We start from the raw sequence: 22,521 nt of genomic DNA on the forward strand, positions 1-22,521 counted from the left end.
CTATCCTACTCCAAGGTAATAGTGTAATAATATAAAGGTTGTCCACCATAAATCAATTCTACATCGCAATCTTTGAATTTTTTTTGAGCAAATTTTTGAAGTTTTCTGGCTTCTTTATCTTCTATATCTTCTCCATAATATATGGTTATAAGAGATGTGTCATCATCAACAGCTTTCTCCAAAGTTTCTCTAGCAGTTTTTTCTATTGTTTTTTTGCTTGTAACAATACTATTGTCAACTATGCCAATGTATTCATCTTTTCTAATTTCTACATTATTCACATTTGTATCTCTAACTGCTATAGTAACTTCCAAAACTCTTACATCTTCAATCGCATCGTTGAAATTTTCCATATTTTCATCTAATGACTCATCTTCATCAAATGAAAGCAATGCGGAAAAAGATTCTGGAATTGACCTAGTTTCAACTACTCTACATGTTCTATCAGACAATTGACAAGCTTGTTTAGCGCTCATAATTATATTTTTATTATTAGGGAAGATAATAATATTTTCGCTATCTACTTTCTCAATTGCCTTAAAAATATCTTCAGTTGAAGGGTTCATAGTTTGCCCACCAGCAATAATCCTATCAACATTTAAACTTTCAAACACTTTATCATAGCCTTCTCCCCTTGAAACAGCTATAAATCCATATTTTTTAGATGGTTTTTTGTTTACTTTTATATTATTCAACACATCTGGATTAGTATTTTCAACACTCATTGTTAAAACTTGTCCATAATTTGAAACTACTTCTAAAAGTTCCTTAATACCATCGCAATCAAATGAAAGTCTCAAAATTCCATTATCAAAATCTTCTGTCAAAGATGTAGAAAGCTCATTTAATTTTTCAAGTAAATCATCTTTTTCATCTTCACTTATACTTACTGATAGGTCGATATTATAGTCTTTTGATGGCAAATCTTCAATTTCAATTTCTGATAAATCAGTTTCAATATCAATTTCTCCATTTAAGGCTTTTAAAGCTCCTTCAAGCAAAAACATCAACCCTTGTCCACCAGAATCTACAACCTTAGCCTCTTTTAAAACTGGCAATAAATTTGGAGTATCAAGCAAAGCCTTATGACCAGCTGCAATAATTTTATATAAATACTTATCAATATCAATGTTATTTTCAAAAGCGTTATTAGCTTCTTCTGCCATCAATCTTGATACAGTTAAAATTGTTCCCTCAGTAGGTTTCATTACAGCCTTATAAGCAGTCTTATTTGCAACTGTAAAAATATCTCTTATACTTTCTGCATCAATAATATCCTTGCCTTTGATAGCTTTAGACATTCCCCTACAAAGTTGTGATAAAATTACACCAGAATTTCCTCTTGCTCCCATCAAAGTACCTTGGCTTAAAGCCTTAGCAACATCATAACAAGACGAAGTTTCAGTATCCTTTACTCTTTCTACACCAGATTTCATTGTCATAGTCATATTTGTTCCCGTATCCCCATCTGGAACAGGAAAAACATTTAAGCTATCGACAACATCCCTTTTCTCATTAAGTAGTTCAAAAGCTTTAATAATAATGCTTTTGAACTTATTACTATCGATTTTTTTCATATTTCTCCTAACTTCTAATTCCTTGAACTAAAATATTTACACTAGATACACCAACATTAAGAGAATGTTCAACATTATATTTCACATTTTCAATTATATTTTGGCATACAACTGCAATTCTTACACCATAATTTAAAAACAATGATATATCTATAGTCACAGTTCCATCTATATTTCTTAAAACTTTTACACCTCTATTCATATTATCAATGCCTAAAAGTTTATAAAACCCATCTTTTGTACTTCTGCTAGCAAGACCTACAACACCATAGGATTCCATAACAGAAGCTGCAGCAATATTTGCAATTACTGTTTCTGAAATACTAACTTTACCGTAATTGTTTTTATACTTAATTGCCATAAACTCCTCCATTTTATTTTTTTATATATAATTTATTATACCATAAATAGTAAATATTTATAATTGTACGCTTTTAGCAAAATTAAATTTAAAATTTTCAAAAAGTTTTCAATATAAATTTTTTTGTAAAATTTTAAAAATAAAATCTTCAAAATTAATTTTACGCACAAAAAAAGGATGAGCAAGCTCATCCTTTAAAATTTTTATTTAATTTATCTTATTTTCCAGCTAATCTCTTATATGTTTGATATCTATCTTTTGCAGCTTTTTCTGCTTCTTGATATAATTGGTCAGCTGTTTCAGGGAATGATCTCTTGAGTGAAGAGTATCTAACTTCTCCTTGGATAAATTCTTGGAATGATTCCTTAGGTTCTCTTGAATCTAATTGGAATGGATTCTTTCCTTCATCAGCAAGTCTTGGATCGAATCTCCATAAGTGCCAGTAACCTGCATCAACAGCTTGTTTTTCTCTAAATTGAGATTTACCCATACCGATTCTTATACCGTGGTTGATACATGGTGCATAGCAGATGATTAGAGATGGTCCATCATAGCTTTCAGCTTCTTTCATAGCTTTGATTGTTTGGTTTTGGTTTGCACCCATAGCAACTTGTGCTACGTAAACATAGCCGTATGAAGTCATCATTAAACCAAGGTCTTTCTTTCTAACCTTTTTACCAGATGCAGCAAATTGTGCTACTGCTGATAATGGTGTAGCTTTAGATGATTGTCCACCTGTATTTGAGTAAACTTCTGTATCGAATACTAAGATATTGATGTTTTCTCCACTAGCTAGTACGTGGTCAACTCCACCAAATCCAATATCATAGCTCCATCCGTCTCCACCAAATATCCAAACTGATTTTTTAATCATATAGTCTTTTAGTGAATATATTTTGTGTAGTAAATCTTTTTGTTTTTCATCACTTACACTGTTAGCTTTTTCTTCAAGGTTAAGAATTTTAGCTGTTGCTTCTTTTGAAGCTTTAACGTCTTCTTTTCCTTCAATCCATGCTTTGAATGCTTCGCTTAATTCACTATCAGCTTCTAATTCATTGAATTGATTCATATATGTTTCAAGAAGGTGTTTGTTTGAATCAGCTGCAAGTTTCATACCATAACCATATTCTGCTGCATCTTCGAATAATGAATTACCCCAAGCTGGACCTTGTCCACAAGCATTTGTTGTATATGGTGTAGCTGGTGATGATGCTCCCCAAATTGATGAACAACCTGTAGCATTAGCTATATACATTCTATCTCCAAATAATTGAGTAACAAGTTTTGCGTATGGTGTTTCTCCACATCCTGCACAAGCACCTGAGAACTCAAGTAATGGTTGTTTAAATTGAGAACCTTTAATTGTCATTGGATCCATAACATCTTCTTTGTATCCAACTTCTTCATGAGCATATTCCCAATTATCTTTTTCTTTTTCAACTTCTTCTTCGAAAGGTTTCATTAGAAGAGCTTTCTTTGGAGCTGGACATACATCAGCACAGTTTCCACAGCCTGTACAATCAAGTGGTGAAACTTGGATTCTGAAATCATATCCGTCCATTCCCTTACCAATTGCTTTCTTTGTTTCAAATCCTTCTGGTGCATTAGCTTTTTCTTCTTCTGTTAATAAGAATGGTCTAATTACAGCGTGAGGACAAACGTATGAACATTGGTTACATTGGATACAATTATCAATTTGCCATTCTGGCACGTTAAGAGCAATTCCTCTCTTTTCATATTGAGTTGTACCTGGTTCAAAGTCTCCATTTGTTCTATCTTTGAAAACTGAAACTGGAAGTTCGTCTTCTTTTTGTTCAATCATTGGTTTAACGATGTTTTTGATGAACTCTGGAAGTTCTTTTTCTTCTTTAACTTCATCTTTTGCATCTTTCCATGAATCTGGAACATTAACTTTAACTACTGCATCAATTCCTTGATCTACTGCTTTGTAGTTCATGTTTACAATATCGTCACCCTTATGTCCATAAGCTTTAACTATAGAATCTTTAAGGTATTTGATAGCTTCATCTATTGGAATTACATTTGCAAGGTTAAAGAATGCGGATTGCATAATCATATTTGTTCTTGAACCTAATCCAATATTAGCAGCGATGTGAGAAGCATCTATTATGTTAAAGTTAATATTGTGTTCAGCAATGTATTTTTTCATTGAAGCTGGTAGATGTTGTTCAAGTTCATCTTCTGACCATGGGCAGTTTAATAAGAATGTACCACCATCTTTAAGTCCAGCTAATAAATCATATTGATTAACGTAAGCTGGTTTTGAACATGAAATAAAGTCAGCTTCATCTAATAGATATGTTGATCTAATTGGGTTTTTACCAAATCTCAAGTGAGATACTGTAAGTCCACCAGATTTTTTAGAATCATAGTCAAAGTAACCTTGAGCGTACATATCAGTATTATCACCGATGATTTTGATAGCTTGTTTATTAGCTCCAACTGTTCCATCAGATCCGAATCCCCAGAATTTACATCTACTTGTTCCTTCTTGTCTGATTCTTAAATCTGTTCTTTCAAGTGATTTATTCGTAACATCATCTGTAATTGATAATGTGAAATCATCTTTCATTTCGCCTGCTAAATTATTAAATGCTGCTTCAATGTCTGCAGGGATTGTATCTTTTGAAGATAATCCATATCTACCACCTATAATTTGTGGTTTATCTTCTACATCATAGTAAGCTGATTTAACATCAAGTAATAATGGTTCTCCAACTGAACCTTTTTCTTTTGTTCTATCTAAAACAGCTATTTTCTTTACTGTTTTTGGTATAGCTTTTAGTAAATGGTCTTTTGAGAATGGTCTGAATAAGTGAACTTCAACCATACCAACTTTTTTACCATCTTCTACTAATTTATCAATAGCTTCTTCAGCTGCTTGGCAAACAGAACCCATAGCAATGATGATTTCTTCTGCATCATCTGCACCATAATAATTGAATAATCCGTAATTTGTACCGATTAATTCATTGATTTTGTTCATGTAGTTTTCTGTTATACCTACTATATCAGTATATGCAGGGTTTGAAGCTTCCATTCTTTGGAAGAAAATATTCTTTTCAGCTGTACCGATTGTTTTTGGTCTTTCTGGATTTAAAGACTCATTTTTAAATTTATCTACAGCTTCGTAGTTTACTAATGGAGCTAATGTATCATAGTCCCAAACTTGTATTTTTTGAATTTCGTGACTTGTTCTAAATCCATCAAAGAAATGGCAAAATGGAATTCTTCCTTCAATTGCTGCTAAGTGAGCAACTGGTCCTAAGTCCATTACTTGTTGAACTGATCCTGAACATAGCATAGCAAATCCTGTTTGTCTTGCTGCCATAACGTCAGAATGGTCACCATAAATTGAAAGTGCGTGAGTTGCTAGTGTTCTTGCTGCAACATGGAATACACCTGGCAATCTTTCTCCAGCAATCTTATACATATTAGGGATCATTAATAATAATCCTTGACTTGCTGTGTATGTAGTAGTAAGTGCTCCTGCTGCAAGTGCTCCGTGTACTGCTCCTGCTGCACCAGCTTCTGATTGCATTTCCTTTACTTCAACTGGTCTTCCAAATACGTTTTTTCTACCGTTTGCTGCCCAAACATCTACTGCTTCAGGCATTGGTGATGAAGGTGTTATTGGATAGATTGTTGCTACATCTGTAAACGCATAAGATACGTGAGCAGCTGCAGTATTACCATCCATAGTCTTCATAGCTCTTTTAATTGTCATTTAAGACCTCCTAAAAATTATATGAATCAATTATCGTCAACACTATTTTTAGTATAATAAATATCACGTCATTAGTCAAGTAAATATCAAATATTTTCACGAGCTAATTATCATTGTCAGAATTTTTAAATAGATTGTCTGTCATTACTTTTGCTGCATTATATCCCATAGATTTTTCTCTTTGGTTCATAGCTGCAACTTCGATAATCATAGCTAAATTTCTTCCTGCTCTTACTGGAATTAAAATTTTTGGAATTTGAACATTTAAAATTTCTGTATAATGCTCATCAAGTCCCAACCTGTCATATTCATAGTCTTCTCTCCAATGTTCAAGTTCTATTACCAAATCTATGTCAGTTGAAACTTTTACAGAGCCTGTACCATATAGTCTTCTTACATCTACAATTCCAAGACCTCTAATTTCTGTATAATGCCTTATATTTTCTGGAGCTTGTCCTACAAGTTTATTATCATAAGCAGCCATTTCAACAACATCATCTGCTACAAGTCTATGGCCACGATTTACTAAATCTAAAGCCGTTTCACTTTTTCCTACAGAGCTTTCTCCTCTAATTAAAACTCCAACACCAAAAACTTCTAGAAGTTCTCCGTGAATTTGAGTTCTATCAGCAAAAATATATTCTAGTTCTTGTGAAATTATTGATGTTAATTTTGTAGTAGGAAGTTTTGACCTTAAAATTGTAATATCATAATAATCAGCAAGGTCTAATATATCTTTTGGCAATCCTGCATTGTATGAAAAAAGTATGGCTGGCATTTTGTATGATAATATTCCTCTAAATCTTTCATATTGCATTCTATTGTCAAGACTTGTTAGGTAAGTATATTCTACACTTCCTATTATTTGTAATCTTTTGTAAGGAAATTCTTCCAAATATCCTGTAAGTTGAAGACCTGGCCTATTAATATCTGGACTTTGCAAAATAACTTCATCATAATCTGTGGATTTGTGAACTATTTCAAGACCTAAAATTTCAACCACGTCTTTTAATTTTACGCTTGTTTGTTTTCCCATTTTATCCTCTTTAATTGTTTAGTTTAAAATATTTAATTATTTCAAGTGCTTGGCTTTCCCCAATCAAATCTACTTCCATAAGCTCTTCTAAACTTGCTTTTTTTATATTTTTTACGCTTTTAAAATGTTTTAGAAGATTTTCTTTTTTTCTTTTTCCTATGCCATTAATATTATCAAGTTCAGATTTTTTCATAGTTTGAGTCATTAATTTTCTGTGATAATTTATGGCAAATCTGTGGGCTTCTTCTTGGATTTCATAAATTAATTTATATACTGGATCTCGTTTTTTTATTTGTATTTCTTCATTTTCATATATAATTGCTCTTGTTGTATGCTTGTCATCTTTAACAAGTCCTGCAACTTCTATTGAAAAATTTAAATCTTTCAAAACTTTTTTTGCAGATTTTACTTGACCCTTTCCCCCATCCATTAATATTAAATCCGGAAGTTTTCCAAAACCTGTGTAAGTGTTATTATTTTTAATTTCTTTTTTTGCTCTTTCAAATCTTCTCGTAAGAACTTCTTCCAAGGAATGATAATCATCTGGCCCTTCTATAGTTTTTATTTTGAATTTTCTATATTCTTTTCTTTCTGCTATCCCATTTTGAAATACAACCATTGATCCAACTGATTGGACCCCCGATGTATTAGAAATATCGTAAGCTTCAATCCTATTTATAGATTTTAAATTCAAAATTTCTTTTAATCCATTTAAGCCACTGTGTTTTTTTCTTTCTTTTTCCTCAAGCCTTTTTTCGTATTTTCTCATCATATCGCTTGCATTTCTAAAAGCCATATCTACTAATTCTTTTTTCTTGCCAAGTTTTGGGCAATTTATTTTTACCTTGTTGCCTTTTTTCTTTTCAATAAATAAATTAAGGGCATCAAGATCTGATGGCAATTTGTGAACTAAAATTTCTTTTGGTATATACATAAGGTTTAAGTAAAATTGCTTCATAAAAGATGAAATTATATCTTCATCTTTTTCTCTATAATCATCTTTAATAATAAAATGTTCTCTATCGACGATTTTTCCATCTCTCATAAAAAACACCTGCATGGTGACATAAAATATTCCTTTGGACATTGCAATTATATCTATGTCATCACCATTTGTTGTAGTAACTTTTTGTTTTTGAGAAATGGTTGACAAGGCTCTGTGGTAATCTCTGTATTTTGCAGCATTTTCAAAATCCAAAATTTCACTTGCCTTATTCATCTTATTTATAACTAAATTTGGTATATAATCAGATTTATTTTCTAAAAAATTTTTGATTTTAGTTATATTTTCCATATATTCTTTTTCATCCCCCTTACCAACGCATGGAGCTTTACACCTATCTATATAATAATTTAGACAAGGTCTATCTAATTGTTGTCCCTTATCAAAATTTAGATTGCAAGTTCTTATTGGATAAAGTATATGAAATAATTCTATTACATCATTTACTGCATAAGCATCAGGATAAGGGCCATAATAATAGCCCTTATCTTTTTTTACATTTCTTACTTTTTGAATTCTAGGAAATTTTTCATTTGTAATTTTTATATATGGATATTGCTTATCATCTCTTAATACAATATTATATTTGGGTCTGTTTTTCTTTATTAGATTTGATTCTAACACAAGAGCTTCGACTTCATTTTCTACAATTATATATTCAAAATGATTTATATGACTTACCATAGAAAGAACTTTTCTGCCCTTATTTTTGTTGTTGTCAAAATATTGGCTTACACGTTTTTTTAAATTTATAGCCTTGCCAACATAGATTATTTCATCTTGGCTATTTCTCATTATATAAACGCCTGGTAGGTCTGGTAATTCTTTTAGCTTTTCCTTTATTTGATTGTTCATCAAATCTCTTTACATCTTTCTATCAAATATTCTAAATCTGATCCTTCAAGATATGGAGATAAAACTTCTTGGCATTTTTTGTTATATACATTTATCCATTCTATTTCCCACTTATCCATCATATCCATATTTATTGGTCTAGTATCAATTGGCACGTAAGTTAGACATTCGAATTTCATAAATTTACCAAATTCATTTTCCAAATCTTTTTTCACATAAACTTCGCTTTCAATTCTTACTCCGTGTTTATCTGCTATATATAGACCCGGCTCAATTGATGTTGTCATGTTTTCTAATAATTCTACATCATTAAATTGAGAAATATTATTTGGGCCTTCGTGAACTGTTAAGCTAAATCCGACTCCGTGGCCTGTTCCATGGAAATAATCTTTTCCAGCTTTCCACAATGGATATTTTGCAATAGCATCTAATCTTTGTCCCTTGGTTTTTTCTTTAAATCTTGCACTCATCAAGCCTATATGAGATTTTAAAACTAGGGTATAATTTTCTTTTTCTTCTTCAGTCAATTCTCCAAGAGCGATTGTTCTTGTTATATCTGTAGTTCCTTCTTTGTAATGAGCTCCTGAATCTACCAATAAAAGTGATTTTTCTTCAAGAGTTTTTGATGAAAGTGAAGTTGGTTCATAATGGACAATAGCTCCATTTTCTTTGTAGCCTGCAATTGTTTCAAAAGAATCTTCAATATATGATTCATTTTCTTTTCTTAAATCTTGCAATTTTTTGCTAGCTATAAGCTCTGTCAAAGAACCCGTACTTGTTCCAACTTCAACCCAATTAAAGAACTTAATTAAACTTACACCATCAATAATATAAGCTTTTCTTTCATTTTCTAATTCAGTTTCATTTTTAACCGCTTTCATTTGAGTTGAAATATTTACACCGCTAGTAATTCTTACATTTGAATTTATAGAATCAAAAATTGCAACGTTAGTTCTTTCTGGGTCTATATAAATTCTATTTTTCCCCTTAATATTTTTTAATAAAGAATAAATATAATCATAAGAATGAACTTTTACCTTATTTTCTTTTAAATAATCCAAAACTTCATCGTCAAGTTTATCTTGGTCTATGCAAAGATGAATTTCATCCATTGAAACCAACAAATATGACAAAACTACTGGAGTATATCCAATATCATTTCCTCTAATATTTAAAAGGTAACAAATATCTTCTGGAGATCCAATAAAATTATAATCGCAATCTTTTTTCTTTAATTCTTCTCTTAATCTATTTATTTTTGATTCTAAACTTTCGCCAACATATTTTTGATCATAAATCCAAACTTTTTCTTTTGGAAGGCTTGGTCTATCTTCCCAAATTTGAGAAATATAATCTATGTCATAAACCAAAGCACGTGATGCCATATTTTCACTTAAAGATTTATAATCTTTTACTGAATAACAAGTACCATCAAAACCAATTTTTCCAAATTCTCCAACTTCTTCCAACAAAAATTCTTCCATAGTTGGATCTTCATCAAAACCTTGTTTATAAAATTCAAATTCTGAATATTTTAATTCATTTGCAGCTTGCAAAAAATATCTTGAATCTGTCCAAAGTCTTGCCTTATCTTTTGTAACAACGCAAACTCCCGCAGAGCCAGTAAAACCTGAAATAAATTCGCGAGTTTTATAATAATCACTAATATATTCTGATTGATGAGGATCAGATGTATTAATAATATAAGCATCTATTTTTCTGCTAGCCATTAGCTCTCTAAGCTTTTCTAGTTTTTGATCAATATTCATAATTTCTCCTTTATTTTTATAATCTTATTCATATTATACCATTGTTGCATAATATAAAAATTGATTTTTTTAGGCGCTTTCTATATAATTAATAATGCTAAATAAAGAATAAAAAAGAGAGAGTGATTAAATGAAATTAGGAATAGTTGGCCTACCAAATGTAGGCAAATCAACTTTATTTAATGCAATTACAAAAGCTGGAGCAGAAATTGCAAATTATCCTTTCTGCACAATAGATCCAAACGTAGGACTTGTAAATGTTCCAGATTATAGAGTTGATTATCTTGCAAAAATGCACAATTCAAAAAAAATTGTACCAGCAGCTATAGAATTTTATGATATAGCAGGACTTGTAAAAGGTGCAAGTAAGGGCGAAGGATTGGGAAATAAATTTTTATCAAATATAAGAGAAACAGATGCAATTGTAGAAGTTTTGCGTTGTTTTAACGATCCAAATGTAACCCATGTTGATGGTAACATTGATCCATTAAGAGATATTGAAACAATAAATTTTGAGCTTATACTTTCAGACCTTGAGCTTGTTGAAAAAGTTTTGGTAAAAAGAGAAAAAGTCGCAAAATCTGATAAATCAGCAAGAAGCGAAGTTGAATTATTAAAAAGAATAAAAGAAGTTTTGGAAGAAGGAAAATCTGCCAGAGTTTTAAATTTGCACGATGAAGAAAAGGCTCTTCTTAAAACCTACCAACTTCTTTCAACAAAACCAATAATTTATGTTTGCAATGTCGATGAAAGTGATGTTGCAAATAATGGCGATGATAATGAATTTGTTCAAAAAGTTAGAGAATTTGCCAAAGAAGAAAACGCCCAAGTTTCTGTAGTAAGTGCAAAAATCGAGCAAGAAATATCTGAGCTTGAAAGCGATGAAGAAAAGAAAGAATTTTTGGAAATGATCGGTCTAAGTGAATCAGGTTGCGATCAAGTTATAAAAGATTCTTATAAAACCTTAAATTTAATTTCATTTTTGACAACAGGAGAAGATGAAACAAGAGCTTGGACAATTACAAATGGAACAAAAGCTGTAGATGCTGCTGGAAAGATCCACACAGATATACAAAGAGGTTTTATAAAAGCAGAAATCGTAAGTTTTGATACCCTAAAAGAATATGGTAATATGGCAAAAGTAAAAGAACATGGTCAACTTCGTATGGAAGGAAAAGATTATGTTATGAAAGATGGAGATATTACCAATTTTAAATTTAATGTTTAGGTGAGATATGAAAAAACAAGCTAAACTTATTGTTCATACAGGTTCTATGTTTTCAGGCAAAACCACTTCCCTATGGCGTGAGCTTTATAGGATGAAAGTTGCAGGATACAAAACAATTGCATTCAAACCATCAGTTGATTCAAGACATGAAGATGAAAAAATAATAAGCCATGATAATTTGGAGCTTGATGCGATTAAAATAGAATCCATAAAAGAAATTTTGGATTATGCAAAAAATAATGAAATTGATGCTATAGGAATTGATGAAGTTCAATTTTTTCCAGACAAGCCATCAAAAATTGTCGACTATTTTGTAGAACTTATGCAAAATCATATTACAATTGTTGTGTCAGGACTTGATATGGATTATAAAACAAAACCATTTGAAGTTGTAAAAGAGCTGATGCCAATAGCTGACGAATTAATAAAACACCATGCTATTTGTGCATCATGCGGAGAAGATGCTTGGGTTTCCTTTAGAAAATCTTACAATGAAGAAAGAATAGAAATCGGAGCTCAAGATTCATACGAGCCTTTGTGCAGATCATGCTACAATAGAAAAATGAAAGATAGAGAAAAAAATAAAAATCAAATATCATTAGACGAAATTTAAACTGCTCTTTATTGAGTAGTTTTTATTTTTTATAGCTTATATCTGAAAATTTCCAAAAAAATAAGGCTGTTATTTCTAACAACCTTATTTTTGTTTATAAATTTATTATCTTTCAACTACTAGAGCTGTTCCCATTCCTCCACCTATACAAAGTGTAGCAAGACCTTTTTTAGAATCTCTTTTTTCCATTTCGTATAAAAGTGTTGTAAGAATTCTTGCTCCTGATCCTCCGATTGGGTGACCTATCGCAATTGCTCCACCGTTTACATTTGTTTTTTCTGGATCAAAGCCCATTTCATTTCTTACAGCGTATGATTGAGCTGCGAAAGCTTCGTTTGATTCAACTAAGTCAAGATCTTCAACTTTCCATCCTGCTTTTTCAAGAGCTTTTTTACTTGATGGAATTGGACCTGTTCCCATAACTTTTGGATCAACTCCTGCTGATGCATAGCTTACGATTGTAGCAAGTGGTTTAACGCCTAATTCTTTAGCTTTTTCTTCGCTCATAACTACAAGACAAGCTGCTCCATCATTGATTCCTGATGCGTTAGCTGCTGTAACTGTACCATCTTTTATAAATGCTGGTCTTAATTTAGAAATTCCTTCTTGTGTTACACCGTCTCTGATATATTCATCATCTTCAACTACTGTAACATTTCCTTTTCTATCTTTTATTTCTACTGGAGCGATTTCATCTTTAAATCTTCCTTCAGCACGAGCCTTGCTTGCTCTTTGTTGACTTACTGCTGCAAGATCATCTTGCATTTCTCTAGTAATTCCATATTTTTCAGCTACATTTTCAGCTGTAACTCCCATGTGATAATCATTGTAAACGTCCCAAAGACCATCAGTAATCATTTCGTCAACAAATTTTTTATCTCCCATTCTAGCTCCCCATCTAGATTCATTAGATAAGAATGGGGCGTTTGACATACTTTCAGCACCACCTGCTAAAACAACGTCAACATCTCCTGCTAAAATCATTTGAGCTGCAAGTGAAACAGTTCTAAGTCCTGATCCACAAACTTTATTAATTGTCATTGCAGGTGTTGTTATTGGGATTCCTGCTCCTAATGAAATTTGTCTTGCAACGTTTTGTCCAAGTCCTGCTTGTAAAACGCATCCTAAAACAGTTTCTTCAATATCTTCTGGTTTAATTCCAGCTCTTTCGATAGCTGCTTTAGCTGCAACAACACCCAAATCAACTGCGCTTTGTGATTTTAAAGCTCCACCAAAACTTCCTACTGGAGTTCTAGCTGCACTTGCAATTACTACTTTTCTTGTCATAATTTCCCCTTTCGATTTTATATCTGATAAATTGTTATCTTAACTTACAATACGATTATAACATGTAGTTAAAAATTTATCAAACATTTTCTAATAATTTTTATTTGGATTTTGAAATCCTTTTTCTAATATTTTTACTTACAATAAAAATATACAGGATAAAAAAATAATTGCAAAAAATTTCTAATAAAAAACATCCAAAAATTAATTTGGATGAAAAATTTATTTATTTTTATTTAATTTTAAATATAGGCTAGTTAGGATAATTATAACAATTAGAGGAATTATCCATGGAAAATCTACAATATTTAAGGAGATAACTTGTATAATTTTTTTCAATACTGATTCTAAACCAAATAACAAAGAAACATTTACATTAAACATTTCTTTTAAAATGTCTATCAAACTAATTAGAGCATCTATAAATGAAACTATTGTTACCACAATAAAAGAATTTCTAATTACTAATTTATTGAGAGAATTTTTCCCAATCAAATTAAATACTACTAAAACAATTGCTAAAGGATAGACAAATTGTAAAAATGGTCCTGTAAGCTTTACTATTGATTCCACTCCAAGAACAGATAATAATAAAGACACTAAAGCTATTGCTATTGCAAGAAAACTATAATTAAATTTATTTTTAGAAAATTCTGCGAATATATTGGAAATTGATGAAATCAAGCCTACAGATGTTGTAAAACATGCCATAATAATTGCGACTAATAAAACAAATTTCCCCTTATCTCCAAGAATTTTTTCTGAAATAAAATTTAGTAAAGTTACTCTTGAATCTGTAACAATACTTGTTGATGCACTTGCTCCCAAAAATGTAAGTGAAATATATACAAAAGCAAGTCCAAAAACTGCAATCAATGATGCTTGAATAGTCTTTTTTAATAATTGATTTTTATAGCCTTTTTTTATCACGCTTTCTACAATTATTGGTGTAAATGCAAGAGCTGCCAAAGCATCCATTGTATTATATCCTTCAAGCATTGAATCAGAAAATATTTTACTTAAATCTATATTAATTTCTTTTATTGGTCCAATCGGATTTAACATTCCAACAATTATCATTATAAATAAAGAAATTAATAAAAGTGGCGTCAAAAATTTTCCAATTAAATCTACAACAGAATTTTTTGCCAAAGACAAAAACAATGATAATCCAAAAAATATTAAAGTAAAGACCCAAATATTTACATTAAAGCCTGCTGATTGTACCATCTCAAAACTTGTAGCTGCAGTTCTTGGAATTGCACCTAAAGGTCCGATACAAAGAGCAATAATTAAAACTATTGCTTTTGAAAGCCTAGCTCCTGCAAGTGAAGTAAAAGTAAAAATATTTCCTTGCCTTTTTGCCATACTAACTACAGCAAGCAAAGTTAATCCAACTCCCACAATTGTAAAGGCAATAGATGCCAATAACCACTTATCTCCATAAGTATATCCCAACATTGGTGGAAAAATTAAATTCCCCGCTCCAAAAAACATTGCAAATAATGCAAATCCTATTACTAAAATATCCATAACTCCTCCTTAAAGCTGTACTTTTATATTTTACCATTTTTTTGATTACTTATTAAGTCTTTTTTAAAGTTTTTTACAAATTTTTTATTATTTTCTTTAAATTTTAATATTTTTCTTTGGGAAAGATATTTATTTATAAATTTGAAAACATTTTATTATGAATTTTTATAAGATTTGACATATATTTCCAATGAAATAAGTAAAATTATCCATTTTTATAAATTTATTTTTGGCAAAAAAATAGGAGATTTCTCTCCTATTTATATGCTTCTATAAATTTTTTGTCATCTTCTGTCAAAGAAAAATTATTTTGGTCAGTTATTATTTCTGCTCCTTCTTTTCTTATGACAAGTTGGTGTTCAAATTGTGAACAAACGGAACCATCTTTTGTTCTTGCTGTCCATCCATTTGAATCCATTTTTGATTTCCAATCGCCAACTGCTATCATTGGCTCAATTGTAAATACCATATTTTCTTCTATTCTAGGACCAAATCCTTTTTTTCCATAATGTGGAACTTGTGGATCTTCGTGCATTTCTTTTCCAATTCCATGACCTATAAAATCCCTTATAACTGAAAAGCCATTTTCGTCCTCAACGTATTGTTGAATTGCATAACCTATATCTCCGATTCTGTTTCCTGGTTTTGCAGCTTCAATTCCTTTGTAAAGAGCTTTTAAATTAACATCAACTAACTTTTCATTTTCTTCACTCAATTTTCCAATTTTATAAGTCCAACAAGAATCTGCAAGTCCTCCATTGTAATCTATAACATTATCAATTGAAACTACATCGCCTTCTTTTAGTACATAATCAGAAGGAAATCCGTGACAAATTTCATCATTTACGGATATGCAAAGTGTATATGGAAATCCTTGATAACCTAATTGGGCAGGTCTTGCATTTTTGTGTTTTATAAATTTATTTGCAAAATCGTCAAGAAATTTTGTTGTTATTCCAGCTCTTATTACTTCTTTTATGGCAAGGTGTGTTTGGCAAAGAATTTCTGAAGCCCCATACATTTTTTCTATATCATTTTCTGTATAAAGTCTTATCATTAAAATTCCTTAAAATTTTATAATTCTTTTTGAGCAATAAATTGGAATTTTGAGCCATCTAATTTTGGTTCGACTTCCCAAATTGAATTTATTGATATTTCTTTTGTTAATTGATCAAAATAATACATTACAATTCCTGCATCAACTAAATTTGCTTCGTCTTTGTAATCTTCTAAATATAAATTTACAAAATTATCTTTTAAAACAAATCTCCATGGTTGTGAATTGTATGATGATGGAGCAAATCTTAGGTATGAGAATAAATCATCAAGTCCTCTTTGAGAAAGCTCTTCTACGCTTGCTTTGTGATCTAAATCATCAATAAATACAAATTCATTTATTCCTTTTCTATCATCGTATCTGTGTTCTCTGACTTCTTGTTTTATAGCTTCGCCAATTGCAAGAATTGACATAATTTTTCCCTCAGCATTTACAAAAGCTGATTTTAAAATATCATCGCTTACTCCGCTTACTGTAATGTAGCAAGAAGCTAGTCCTTGTTCAGATAATTTAGTAATTAATTCTTCAAGACCATAAGCTCCTTTAACAAGAGCAGATTTGCTATCATTTGTAATATCAAGGGCAACATACAAAGGCGCTTTTATCATAACTCCCTTGTAGCCAGCGTTTCCTTTTAATTTAAAATAAACTTCTTCTCCCTTATTATTTACTTGGTAATGAAGATCCTTTTCACCAAATTTATTTTCTAATTCTCTTGTAATTTGGTAAATCTTTTTAATTTTTTCATCGTCTACCTTTTCATCTTTAAAATCTCTAGTAGAAGTTCTTGTTTTTAAAAAATTTGTAGTTAACATAATTCCTCCCGTTTTAAATATTATACCTTAAATCGTCAGTTAATAAATTAAATTATTAAATACTCTATAATTAAATTCTTATACTTATATGATAAAATATAAATATGAAATTTACAAGCAAACAATTACAAGCTGCAAAACATTTGGATGGTCCTCTTTTAGTTTTGGCAATTCCAGGTTCTGGAAAAACTACAATGCTTTTAGAAAGAATAAAATTTTTGTCAGAACATATTGATTCGTCAAAAATTTTAAATTTAACTTTTTCTAGAATCCAAGCTAATGATATGAAAAAAAGATTTGATAGCAAGGATTCAAATTTTATGACTATTCATGCTTTTTGCTATCTTATAATTAGAAATTATTTAAAAAAATATAATAGACAAGTAAATCTAATAGAAGATGAGAAAATTTACAATAAATATAATCTTGTTGGAGAAATTTATAAAAGCATTAATAATAAAAAAATGTCCAAAGAAGATTTAAATTTATTCTTTCAAAAAATTTCTTTTATGAAAAATTCTCTCCTAGATATTTCCTATCTAGAAAATATTGAAATTTCTAATGCAGATAGAATTTATTTGGAATATGAAAAAATAAAAAAACAAAAGCACCTTCTAGATTTTGATGATATGCAAGTTTATGCCCTTAAATTATTAGAAGATAAAAAACTTTTAAAATCAATTAAAAACAAATATAAATATTTCCAACTTGACGAAGGGCAAGATACTTCGCTTTTGCAATTTAAAATTTTAGAAAAAATAGTTATGCCAGAAAATAATCTTCTTGTAGTAGCAGATGATGACCAATCAATTTATTCCTTTAGGGCGTCAAATCCTAATTACCTGTTAAATTTTACAAAAATTTACAAAGATGCAAAAATAATGACTCTTGATACAAACTACAGGTCTGGTGAAGAAATTATAAAATTAGCTAAAAATTTTATAGGGCAAAATAAAAATAGGTACAAAAAAGATTTTAAAGTGAATAGAAAAAATCCAAGCCAAATAAAAATAAAATCTTTCAAAAATTTTTCAAAAGAATATGCTTATATACTTGAAAATATTGATAAAAACGAAAATACTGGAATTTTATTTAGAAATAATATTTCGGCAATTTCTCTAATTTCTTACCTATTAGAAAATAATATTGATTTTTCAATAAATTCTAAAATAATGGATTTTTTTGAATCAAAAATTTTTCTAGATATGATTAATATAATTAATTTTTCAAATGATTTTAATAATGTAGAAATTTTTTCTGAAATTTACTATAAGATTTCATCCTACTTATCAAAAGATGACATAGAAAAACTTATATATAAGCCAATTAATGAGAATATTTTCGATTTTTTTGAAAATTCTGATATAGAAAACTTCAAGAAAGACGCCTTATTTAACATCGAAAAAAAGCTAAAGCATCTTAGAAAATTAGACATTGATAAAAAAATTTCTTTTATACATCAAAGCCTTTCTTATAAAAATTATATTGATATGTTAAGTAGAAAATACAAGGAAGAAACTGTAAATAAAGATATTTACATAGAAAGCCTAAAATATTTTACAAAATCATGCGAAAATCTTGACCAAGTATATGAAAAAATTAAAATTATAGAAAAAAAATCTAAATCTTTAAGCGAAAATAATTTAAAACTTTCAACTATCCACTCTTCTAAAGGTCTTGAATATGACACAGTCTTTGTAATAGATTTAATTAAAAATGAATTTCCTATAATATTAGATAAAGAAAATTATTTTGAAAGATTGGAAGAAGAAAGAAGAATTTTTTATGTTGCAATTACTAGAGCAAAAAATAATCTACATCTTTTATCGCTAAAAAACAGAAATAATAAAAAAGTAGAATCATCAATTTTTTATAAAAGCAGTCAAGAAATAATAAAAAATAGCCTTGGGTCAAAGTAATAAAACTTTGAACCAAGGCTATCATCATATTTATATATAAATTTTTTCCAAAATTCCATTTAAATAAGCAAGTACTATACCATAATTTGTCATTGGAATATTTTTCTCTTTTGCAAGTTTAATTCTTTCTTTTACATATTTTTCATTAAACATACAAGCTCCGCATTGAATTATCAAATCATACTTTTCAATATTTTCAAAATCATCGCCCCTTGCAAATTCAATTTCTATATTATCATAATTTTTTTTCAATAATTTTGGAATTTTAACTCTTCCTATATCTTCAGAAATTGGAGGATGAGAACAAGCTTCAGCAATTAAAATTTTTCTTGTTCCCTCATCTAATTTTTTTACAGATTCTATATAATAATCTATATCTCCCTTAAAAGCAGAAAATAAAACAGAAAAAGAAGTTAATTTTATGTTCTTATCCAAAATATTATAAACTTCTTTAAAATATTGAGAATCCGTTATTACAAGATCAGGTTTTTTATTAAAAGAATTTAAGGTATTTTCTAGATTTTTTAAATTTGTAGAAACTGCCGTTGCATTTTTATCTATAATTTCTCTTATAGTCATAACTTGCGGCTTGATAAGCCTAAATTTTGGAGCTTCAGCATCTTGAGGAATCACAAGCAAAACCAAATCATTTTCTTTAACAAGATTTTTTGTAATAGTCTTATCTTCAATTTTAAAATCCGACCTAATCTTATCAAAAAATTTGTCCCTATCATTTTTATTTTTTAAATTAATTTTTAAGGGATTTATGCTTTCAAATTTTTCAAATATTTTTTCTCCAATATCCAAATCCTGTTTGCTTGCAATAAAAATTATATTTTTATATTCCTTTTTTAATTTAAAAATATCATTAAGCTCATCTTCCATAGACAAAAAATACAAAATAAGATCAGCTTTTTCTATTGTTTTTTTTGTTTTTTCTATTCTTTTTTCATACAAATTTGTATCATCATCAAATCCTGCCGTATCAAAAAATAATACTGGACCAAAATCATGAATTTCCATTGATTTTTTTATAGGATCTGTAGTAGTTCCTTTTTGACTTGAAACAATAGAAACATCTTGGTCAGTTATATAATTTAAAAATGAAGATTTGCCAGAATTTGTTTTACCTAAAAGAACAAGACTAAATCTTTCTGAATTATATGCTATCATACGTGTATATCTCTTTTTCCATCTCTAATTTCATCTAGCCATTTTTTTGTATTGGCACGAAGATTTGGATTTTGAATTTTTTCAATTTCCCTATTTATTAAAGCCCTACCATCTTTTCTAGTTTTTTCGCTTGCATAGTCTGTCAAATATTCATCCAAGGTAAGAATGGCGTTTGGTTGGCACATATTTCCTATTCCATGATCTTTTACAATTTTCATAAAATCTTTTCCAACCCTACCTTCTCTGTAGCAAGCTGTACAAAATGATGGTAGATAATCCATATTTAATAGCCAATCAACAACTTCATCCAAGGTTCTATTATCTGCAAGTTCAAATTGATTTGAACCTTCTACATCTCCAATATCTTCTGAATAACCACCTACCGTAGTTTTTGATCCTCCAGAAATTTGGCTTATTCCAAGATCCAATACTTTTTCTCTAACTTTTTTAGATTCTCTTGTAGATATTATCATTCCTGTATAAGGAACAGCAAGTCTAAGACAAGCTACGATTTTTTCAAACATTTCATCGCTCAAAGAATTGTCAAATTCATTAGGGTCTATATCATCTGCTGGTTGAACCCTTGGAACAGAAATTGTATGTGGCCCACAATTAAATCTAGCCTCCAAATGTTCTGCATGCATTAAAAGACCAACAAATTCATACTCATAAGATTGAAGACCAAACAAAACTCCACAACCAACATCATTAATTCCAGCACTCATAGCCCTATCCATAGATTCTGTATGATAATTATAGTCATGTTTAGGGCCTGTTGGATGCAGCAATTCATAGTTTTTCTTATTATAAGTTTCTTGGAATAAAATATATGTGCCAATTTCTGCATCTAATAATTTTTTATAATTTTCTTCTGTTGTAGCTGCTATATTAACATTAACTCTTCTAATAGAACCATTTTTGTGTTTTATAGAATAAATTGTCTTAATTGATTCTAACACATAATCAATAGGATTATTTACTGGATCTTCACCAGTTTCAAGAGCAAGTCTTTTATGTCCTAAATCTTGAAGAGCAATAACTTCTTTTCTAATTTCATCTTGACTTAATTTTCTTCTAGGAATAGTTTTATTTTTTGCATGATAAGGACAATATAAACATCCATTTACACAATAATTTGATAAATATAAGGGTGCAAATAAAACTATTCTATTTCCATAGAATTTTTCCTTTAATTTTTTAGCTAATGAAAAAATTTCTTCATTCAAATCTTCTTCTTGACAAGAAAGCAAAACAAAGGCATCTCTGTGACTAAGTCCGTGAGCTTTTTTCGCCTTTTCTAATATTTCTTTAATTAATTTCCTGTCATTTTTATGTTCTCTTCCATAATCTAGTGATTCAAGGATTTCTTCGTGATTAATAAATTCTTCTGCATTATTAGATTTCACATCATATTTTGCCATTTCTTTCTCCTTTAAGATTTAAAAACCACCCTAATAAGGATGGTTTTGTTAAGTTTTATATTCAGCTTTAAATTTTTCCACTAAATTTTATAAGTTTTTCAAAGAATTATTAGATAAATTTCATTTAAAAACTTATCTCTATTTCTTTTTATATTATATCACAAATTATCTAGAAATTTCTAATATAATTAAATTTCTCTTCTATCTTCCAAGGCTCTTTCTAAAGTAAGTTGGTCAAAATATTCTAAATTTGATCCGACTGGAATTCCTGATGCTATTTTTGATACCTTAACATTTTTATTTTCTAACAAATGTGCCAAAAATAAAGATGTAGTTTCACCTTCAATTGTAGATGAAATTGCCAAGATCACTTCATTAATGTTTTCCTTATCAATTCTATCCAACAATTTATCAATTGATAAGTCTTCAGCCTTTACATTATCAGAAGGCGAAATTAAGCCTCCCAAAATATGATATTTTCCATGATATACTGAGGATTTTTCAATTGCATATAAGTTCCTTACATCTTCTATTACACAGATTGTATTTTCTTCTCTCGAAATATCTTTGCAAATTCCACAAATTTCATCTTCAGTTAAATTTCCACAAATTTTACATGGATGAATTTTGGATTTTACTTCTAGTAAAGATTTGGAAAATTCTTCTACGCTTTCTAAATCTCTTCCAACAATGCTCATAGCAAGTCTTTCTGCGCTTTTTTTGCCGATAGTTGGTAACTTTTGAAATTGTTCTATTAATTTATTTAAACTTTCAGGATATAAACTCATTACATTAGTCCAGGAATATTAATATTTCCTGTTAATTTTCCCATTTCTTTTTGACTATATTCATCTGCTTTTTTCAAAGCATCATTTATTGCTGCAACAACAAGATCTTCTAACATTTCTGTATCATCAGGATCTACAACATCTTCATCAATTTTAATTTTAAGAACTTCTTTTTTTCCATTAACAACAGCTTCTATTACTCCACCACCAGCTGTTGAAGAAAATTCTTTTTCTTCAATTTCTTGTTGGGTTCTTGCCATTTCTTGTTGCATTTTTTGTACTTTTTTCATCATGCTATTCATATTTCCGCCGCCTGGGAATCCGCCTCTTGCCATTTT

17 protein-coding genes are annotated in these 22,521 nt (G+C 29.6%); 3 read left to right on the forward strand and 14 right to left on the reverse strand.

Annotation, left to right across the window (positions count from 1 at the left end; translation table 11 throughout):
* Positions 1 to 5: 5 nt before the first annotated feature.
* The 6 genes from HMPREF0078_RS04395 to HMPREF0078_RS04420 form a co-directional block, all read right to left on the reverse strand.
* Positions 6 to 1,577 carry a DAK2 domain-containing protein gene (locus HMPREF0078_RS04395; protein WP_004838925.1) on the reverse strand — a complete coding sequence of 524 codons (1,572 nt, stop codon included), beginning with the start codon at positions 1,575 to 1,577 and terminating at the stop codon, positions 6 to 8.
* Positions 1,578 to 1,584: 7 nt separating this feature from the next.
* The gene (locus HMPREF0078_RS04400) at positions 1,585 to 1,938 is read right to left on the reverse strand and encodes an Asp23/Gls24 family envelope stress response protein (RefSeq protein ID WP_019117587.1); all 354 of its coding nucleotides are present in this window, start codon (positions 1,936 to 1,938) and stop codon (positions 1,585 to 1,587) included.
* Between the two features lie 217 nt (positions 1,939 to 2,155).
* Positions 2,156 to 5,686: a pyruvate:ferredoxin (flavodoxin) oxidoreductase gene (gene nifJ / locus HMPREF0078_RS04405; RefSeq protein WP_004838927.1), complete on the reverse strand. Its 3,531-nt coding sequence runs from the start codon at positions 5,684 to 5,686 to the stop codon at positions 2,156 to 2,158.
* Between the two features lie 103 nt (positions 5,687 to 5,789).
* Entirely contained in the window at positions 5,790 to 6,722 is a 933-nt protein-coding gene (gene hprK / locus HMPREF0078_RS04410) for an HPr(Ser) kinase/phosphatase (protein WP_004838928.1), read from the reverse strand.
* 10 nt (positions 6,723 to 6,732) lie between these two features.
* Complete coding sequence (gene uvrC, locus HMPREF0078_RS04415) at positions 6,733 to 8,580, reverse strand: excinuclease ABC subunit UvrC (protein ID WP_004838929.1); 1,848 nt, start codon at positions 8,578 to 8,580, stop codon at positions 6,733 to 6,735.
* A complete protein-coding gene (locus HMPREF0078_RS04420; RefSeq protein WP_004838930.1) occupies positions 8,580 to 10,349 on the reverse strand; it encodes an aminopeptidase P family protein in 1,770 nt (589 codons plus the stop codon). Before HMPREF0078_RS04420 ends, uvrC begins: the two co-directional genes overlap by 1 nt.
* Before the next feature lie 130 nt (positions 10,350 to 10,479).
* On the opposite strand from HMPREF0078_RS04420, the gene ychF reads away from it, so the two are divergent.
* Both ychF and HMPREF0078_RS04430 read left to right on the forward strand, forming a co-directional pair.
* Entirely contained in the window at positions 10,480 to 11,577 is a 1,098-nt protein-coding gene (gene ychF, locus HMPREF0078_RS04425) for a redox-regulated ATPase YchF (RefSeq protein WP_004838931.1), read from the forward strand.
* Positions 11,578 to 11,584: 7 nt separating this feature from the next.
* A complete protein-coding gene (locus tag HMPREF0078_RS04430) occupies positions 11,585 to 12,190 on the forward strand; it encodes a thymidine kinase (protein ID WP_004838932.1) in 606 nt (201 codons plus the stop codon).
* A gap of 105 nt (positions 12,191 to 12,295) precedes the next feature.
* On the opposite strand, the gene HMPREF0078_RS04435 is transcribed toward HMPREF0078_RS04430, so the two are convergent.
* The 4 genes from HMPREF0078_RS04435 to HMPREF0078_RS04450 all read right to left on the reverse strand — a co-directional run bounded on the left by HMPREF0078_RS04435 (position 12,296) and on the right by HMPREF0078_RS04450 (position 16,882).
* A complete protein-coding gene (locus HMPREF0078_RS04435) occupies positions 12,296 to 13,477 on the reverse strand; it encodes an acetyl-CoA C-acetyltransferase (RefSeq protein ID WP_004838933.1) in 1,182 nt (393 codons plus the stop codon).
* Between the two features lie 222 nt (positions 13,478 to 13,699).
* A complete protein-coding gene (gene brnQ / locus HMPREF0078_RS04440) occupies positions 13,700 to 15,010 on the reverse strand; it encodes a branched-chain amino acid transport system II carrier protein (RefSeq protein WP_004838934.1) in 1,311 nt (436 codons plus the stop codon).
* A 256-nt stretch (positions 15,011 to 15,266) separates the two neighbouring features.
* Positions 15,267 to 16,067 carry a type I methionyl aminopeptidase gene (gene map / locus HMPREF0078_RS04445; protein ID WP_004838935.1) on the reverse strand — a complete coding sequence of 267 codons (801 nt, stop codon included), beginning with the start codon at positions 16,065 to 16,067 and terminating at the stop codon, positions 15,267 to 15,269.
* Positions 16,068 to 16,084: 17 nt separating this feature from the next.
* Positions 16,085 to 16,882: a nitroreductase family protein gene (locus HMPREF0078_RS04450; protein ID WP_004838936.1), complete on the reverse strand. Its 798-nt coding sequence runs from the start codon at positions 16,880 to 16,882 to the stop codon at positions 16,085 to 16,087.
* Positions 16,883 to 16,986: 104 nt separating this feature from the next.
* On the opposite strand from HMPREF0078_RS04450, the gene HMPREF0078_RS04455 reads away from it, so the two are divergent.
* A complete protein-coding gene (locus tag HMPREF0078_RS04455; protein WP_004838937.1) occupies positions 16,987 to 18,801 on the forward strand; it encodes an ATP-dependent helicase in 1,815 nt (604 codons plus the stop codon).
* A 30-nt stretch (positions 18,802 to 18,831) separates the two neighbouring features.
* Here the strand turns inward: HMPREF0078_RS04455 and hydF are convergent, their stop codons facing one another.
* From hydF to HMPREF0078_RS04475, 4 genes are all read right to left on the reverse strand, one after another.
* A complete protein-coding gene (hydF, locus tag HMPREF0078_RS04460) occupies positions 18,832 to 19,974 on the reverse strand; it encodes a [FeFe] hydrogenase H-cluster maturation GTPase HydF (protein WP_004838938.1) in 1,143 nt (380 codons plus the stop codon).
* Complete coding sequence (gene hydG / locus HMPREF0078_RS04465) at positions 19,971 to 21,395, reverse strand: [FeFe] hydrogenase H-cluster radical SAM maturase HydG (protein WP_004838939.1); 1,425 nt, start codon at positions 21,393 to 21,395, stop codon at positions 19,971 to 19,973. The genes hydF and hydG overlap by 4 nt, the downstream gene beginning before the upstream one ends.
* 188 nt (positions 21,396 to 21,583) lie before the next feature.
* The gene (recR, locus tag HMPREF0078_RS04470; protein WP_004838940.1) at positions 21,584 to 22,183 is read right to left on the reverse strand and encodes a recombination mediator RecR; all 600 of its coding nucleotides are present in this window, start codon (positions 22,181 to 22,183) and stop codon (positions 21,584 to 21,586) included.
* Positions 22,183 to 22,518, reverse strand: a complete 336-nt coding sequence (locus HMPREF0078_RS04475; protein WP_004838941.1) for a YbaB/EbfC family nucleoid-associated protein — start codon at positions 22,516 to 22,518, stop codon at positions 22,183 to 22,185. Before HMPREF0078_RS04475 ends, recR begins: the two co-directional genes overlap by 1 nt.
* Between the last annotated feature and the right edge of the window lie 3 nt (positions 22,519 to 22,521).

The organism is Anaerococcus vaginalis ATCC 51170 (assembly GCF_000163295.1).
Lineage (GTDB): Bacteria > Bacillota > Clostridia > Tissierellales > Peptoniphilaceae > Anaerococcus > Anaerococcus vaginalis.

Excerpts from the sequence above, each read along its gene's own strand:
- HMPREF0078_RS04395 (WP_004838925.1), bottom strand. The coding sequence starts at position 1,577 with ATGAAAAAAATCGATAGTAATAAGTTCAAAAGCATTATTATTAAAGCT.
- HMPREF0078_RS04400 (WP_019117587.1), bottom strand. The coding sequence starts at position 1,938 with ATGGCAATTAAGTATAAAAACAATTACGGTAAAGTTAGTATTTCAGAA.
- nifJ (WP_004838927.1), bottom strand. The coding sequence starts at position 5,686 with ATGACAATTAAAAGAGCTATGAAGACTATGGATGGTAATACTGCAGCT.
- hprK (WP_004838928.1), bottom strand. The coding sequence starts at position 6,722 with ATGGGAAAACAAACAAGCGTAAAATTAAAAGACGTGGTTGAAATTTTA.
- uvrC (WP_004838929.1), bottom strand. The coding sequence starts at position 8,580 with ATGAACAATCAAATAAAGGAAAAGCTAAAAGAATTACCAGACCTACCA.
- HMPREF0078_RS04420 (WP_004838930.1), bottom strand. The coding sequence starts at position 10,349 with ATGAATATTGATCAAAAACTAGAAAAGCTTAGAGAGCTAATGGCTAGC.
- ychF (WP_004838931.1), top strand. The coding sequence starts at position 10,480 with ATGAAATTAGGAATAGTTGGCCTACCAAATGTAGGCAAATCAACTTTA.
- HMPREF0078_RS04430 (WP_004838932.1), top strand. The coding sequence starts at position 11,585 with ATGAAAAAACAAGCTAAACTTATTGTTCATACAGGTTCTATGTTTTCA.
- HMPREF0078_RS04435 (WP_004838933.1), bottom strand. The coding sequence starts at position 13,477 with ATGACAAGAAAAGTAGTAATTGCAAGTGCAGCTAGAACTCCAGTAGGA.
- brnQ (WP_004838934.1), bottom strand. The coding sequence starts at position 15,010 with ATGGATATTTTAGTAATAGGATTTGCATTATTTGCAATGTTTTTTGGA.
- map (WP_004838935.1), bottom strand. The coding sequence starts at position 16,067 with ATGATAAGACTTTATACAGAAAATGATATAGAAAAAATGTATGGGGCT.
- HMPREF0078_RS04450 (WP_004838936.1), bottom strand. The coding sequence starts at position 16,882 with ATGTTAACTACAAATTTTTTAAAAACAAGAACTTCTACTAGAGATTTT.
- HMPREF0078_RS04455 (WP_004838937.1), top strand. The coding sequence starts at position 16,987 with ATGAAATTTACAAGCAAACAATTACAAGCTGCAAAACATTTGGATGGT.
- hydF (WP_004838938.1), bottom strand. The coding sequence starts at position 19,974 with ATGATAGCATATAATTCAGAAAGATTTAGTCTTGTTCTTTTAGGTAAA.
- hydG (WP_004838939.1), bottom strand. The coding sequence starts at position 21,395 with ATGGCAAAATATGATGTGAAATCTAATAATGCAGAAGAATTTATTAAT.
- recR (WP_004838940.1), bottom strand. The coding sequence starts at position 22,183 with ATGAGTTTATATCCTGAAAGTTTAAATAAATTAATAGAACAATTTCAA.
- HMPREF0078_RS04475 (WP_004838941.1), bottom strand. The coding sequence starts at position 22,518 with ATGGCAAGAGGCGGATTCCCAGGCGGCGGAAATATGAATAGCATGATG.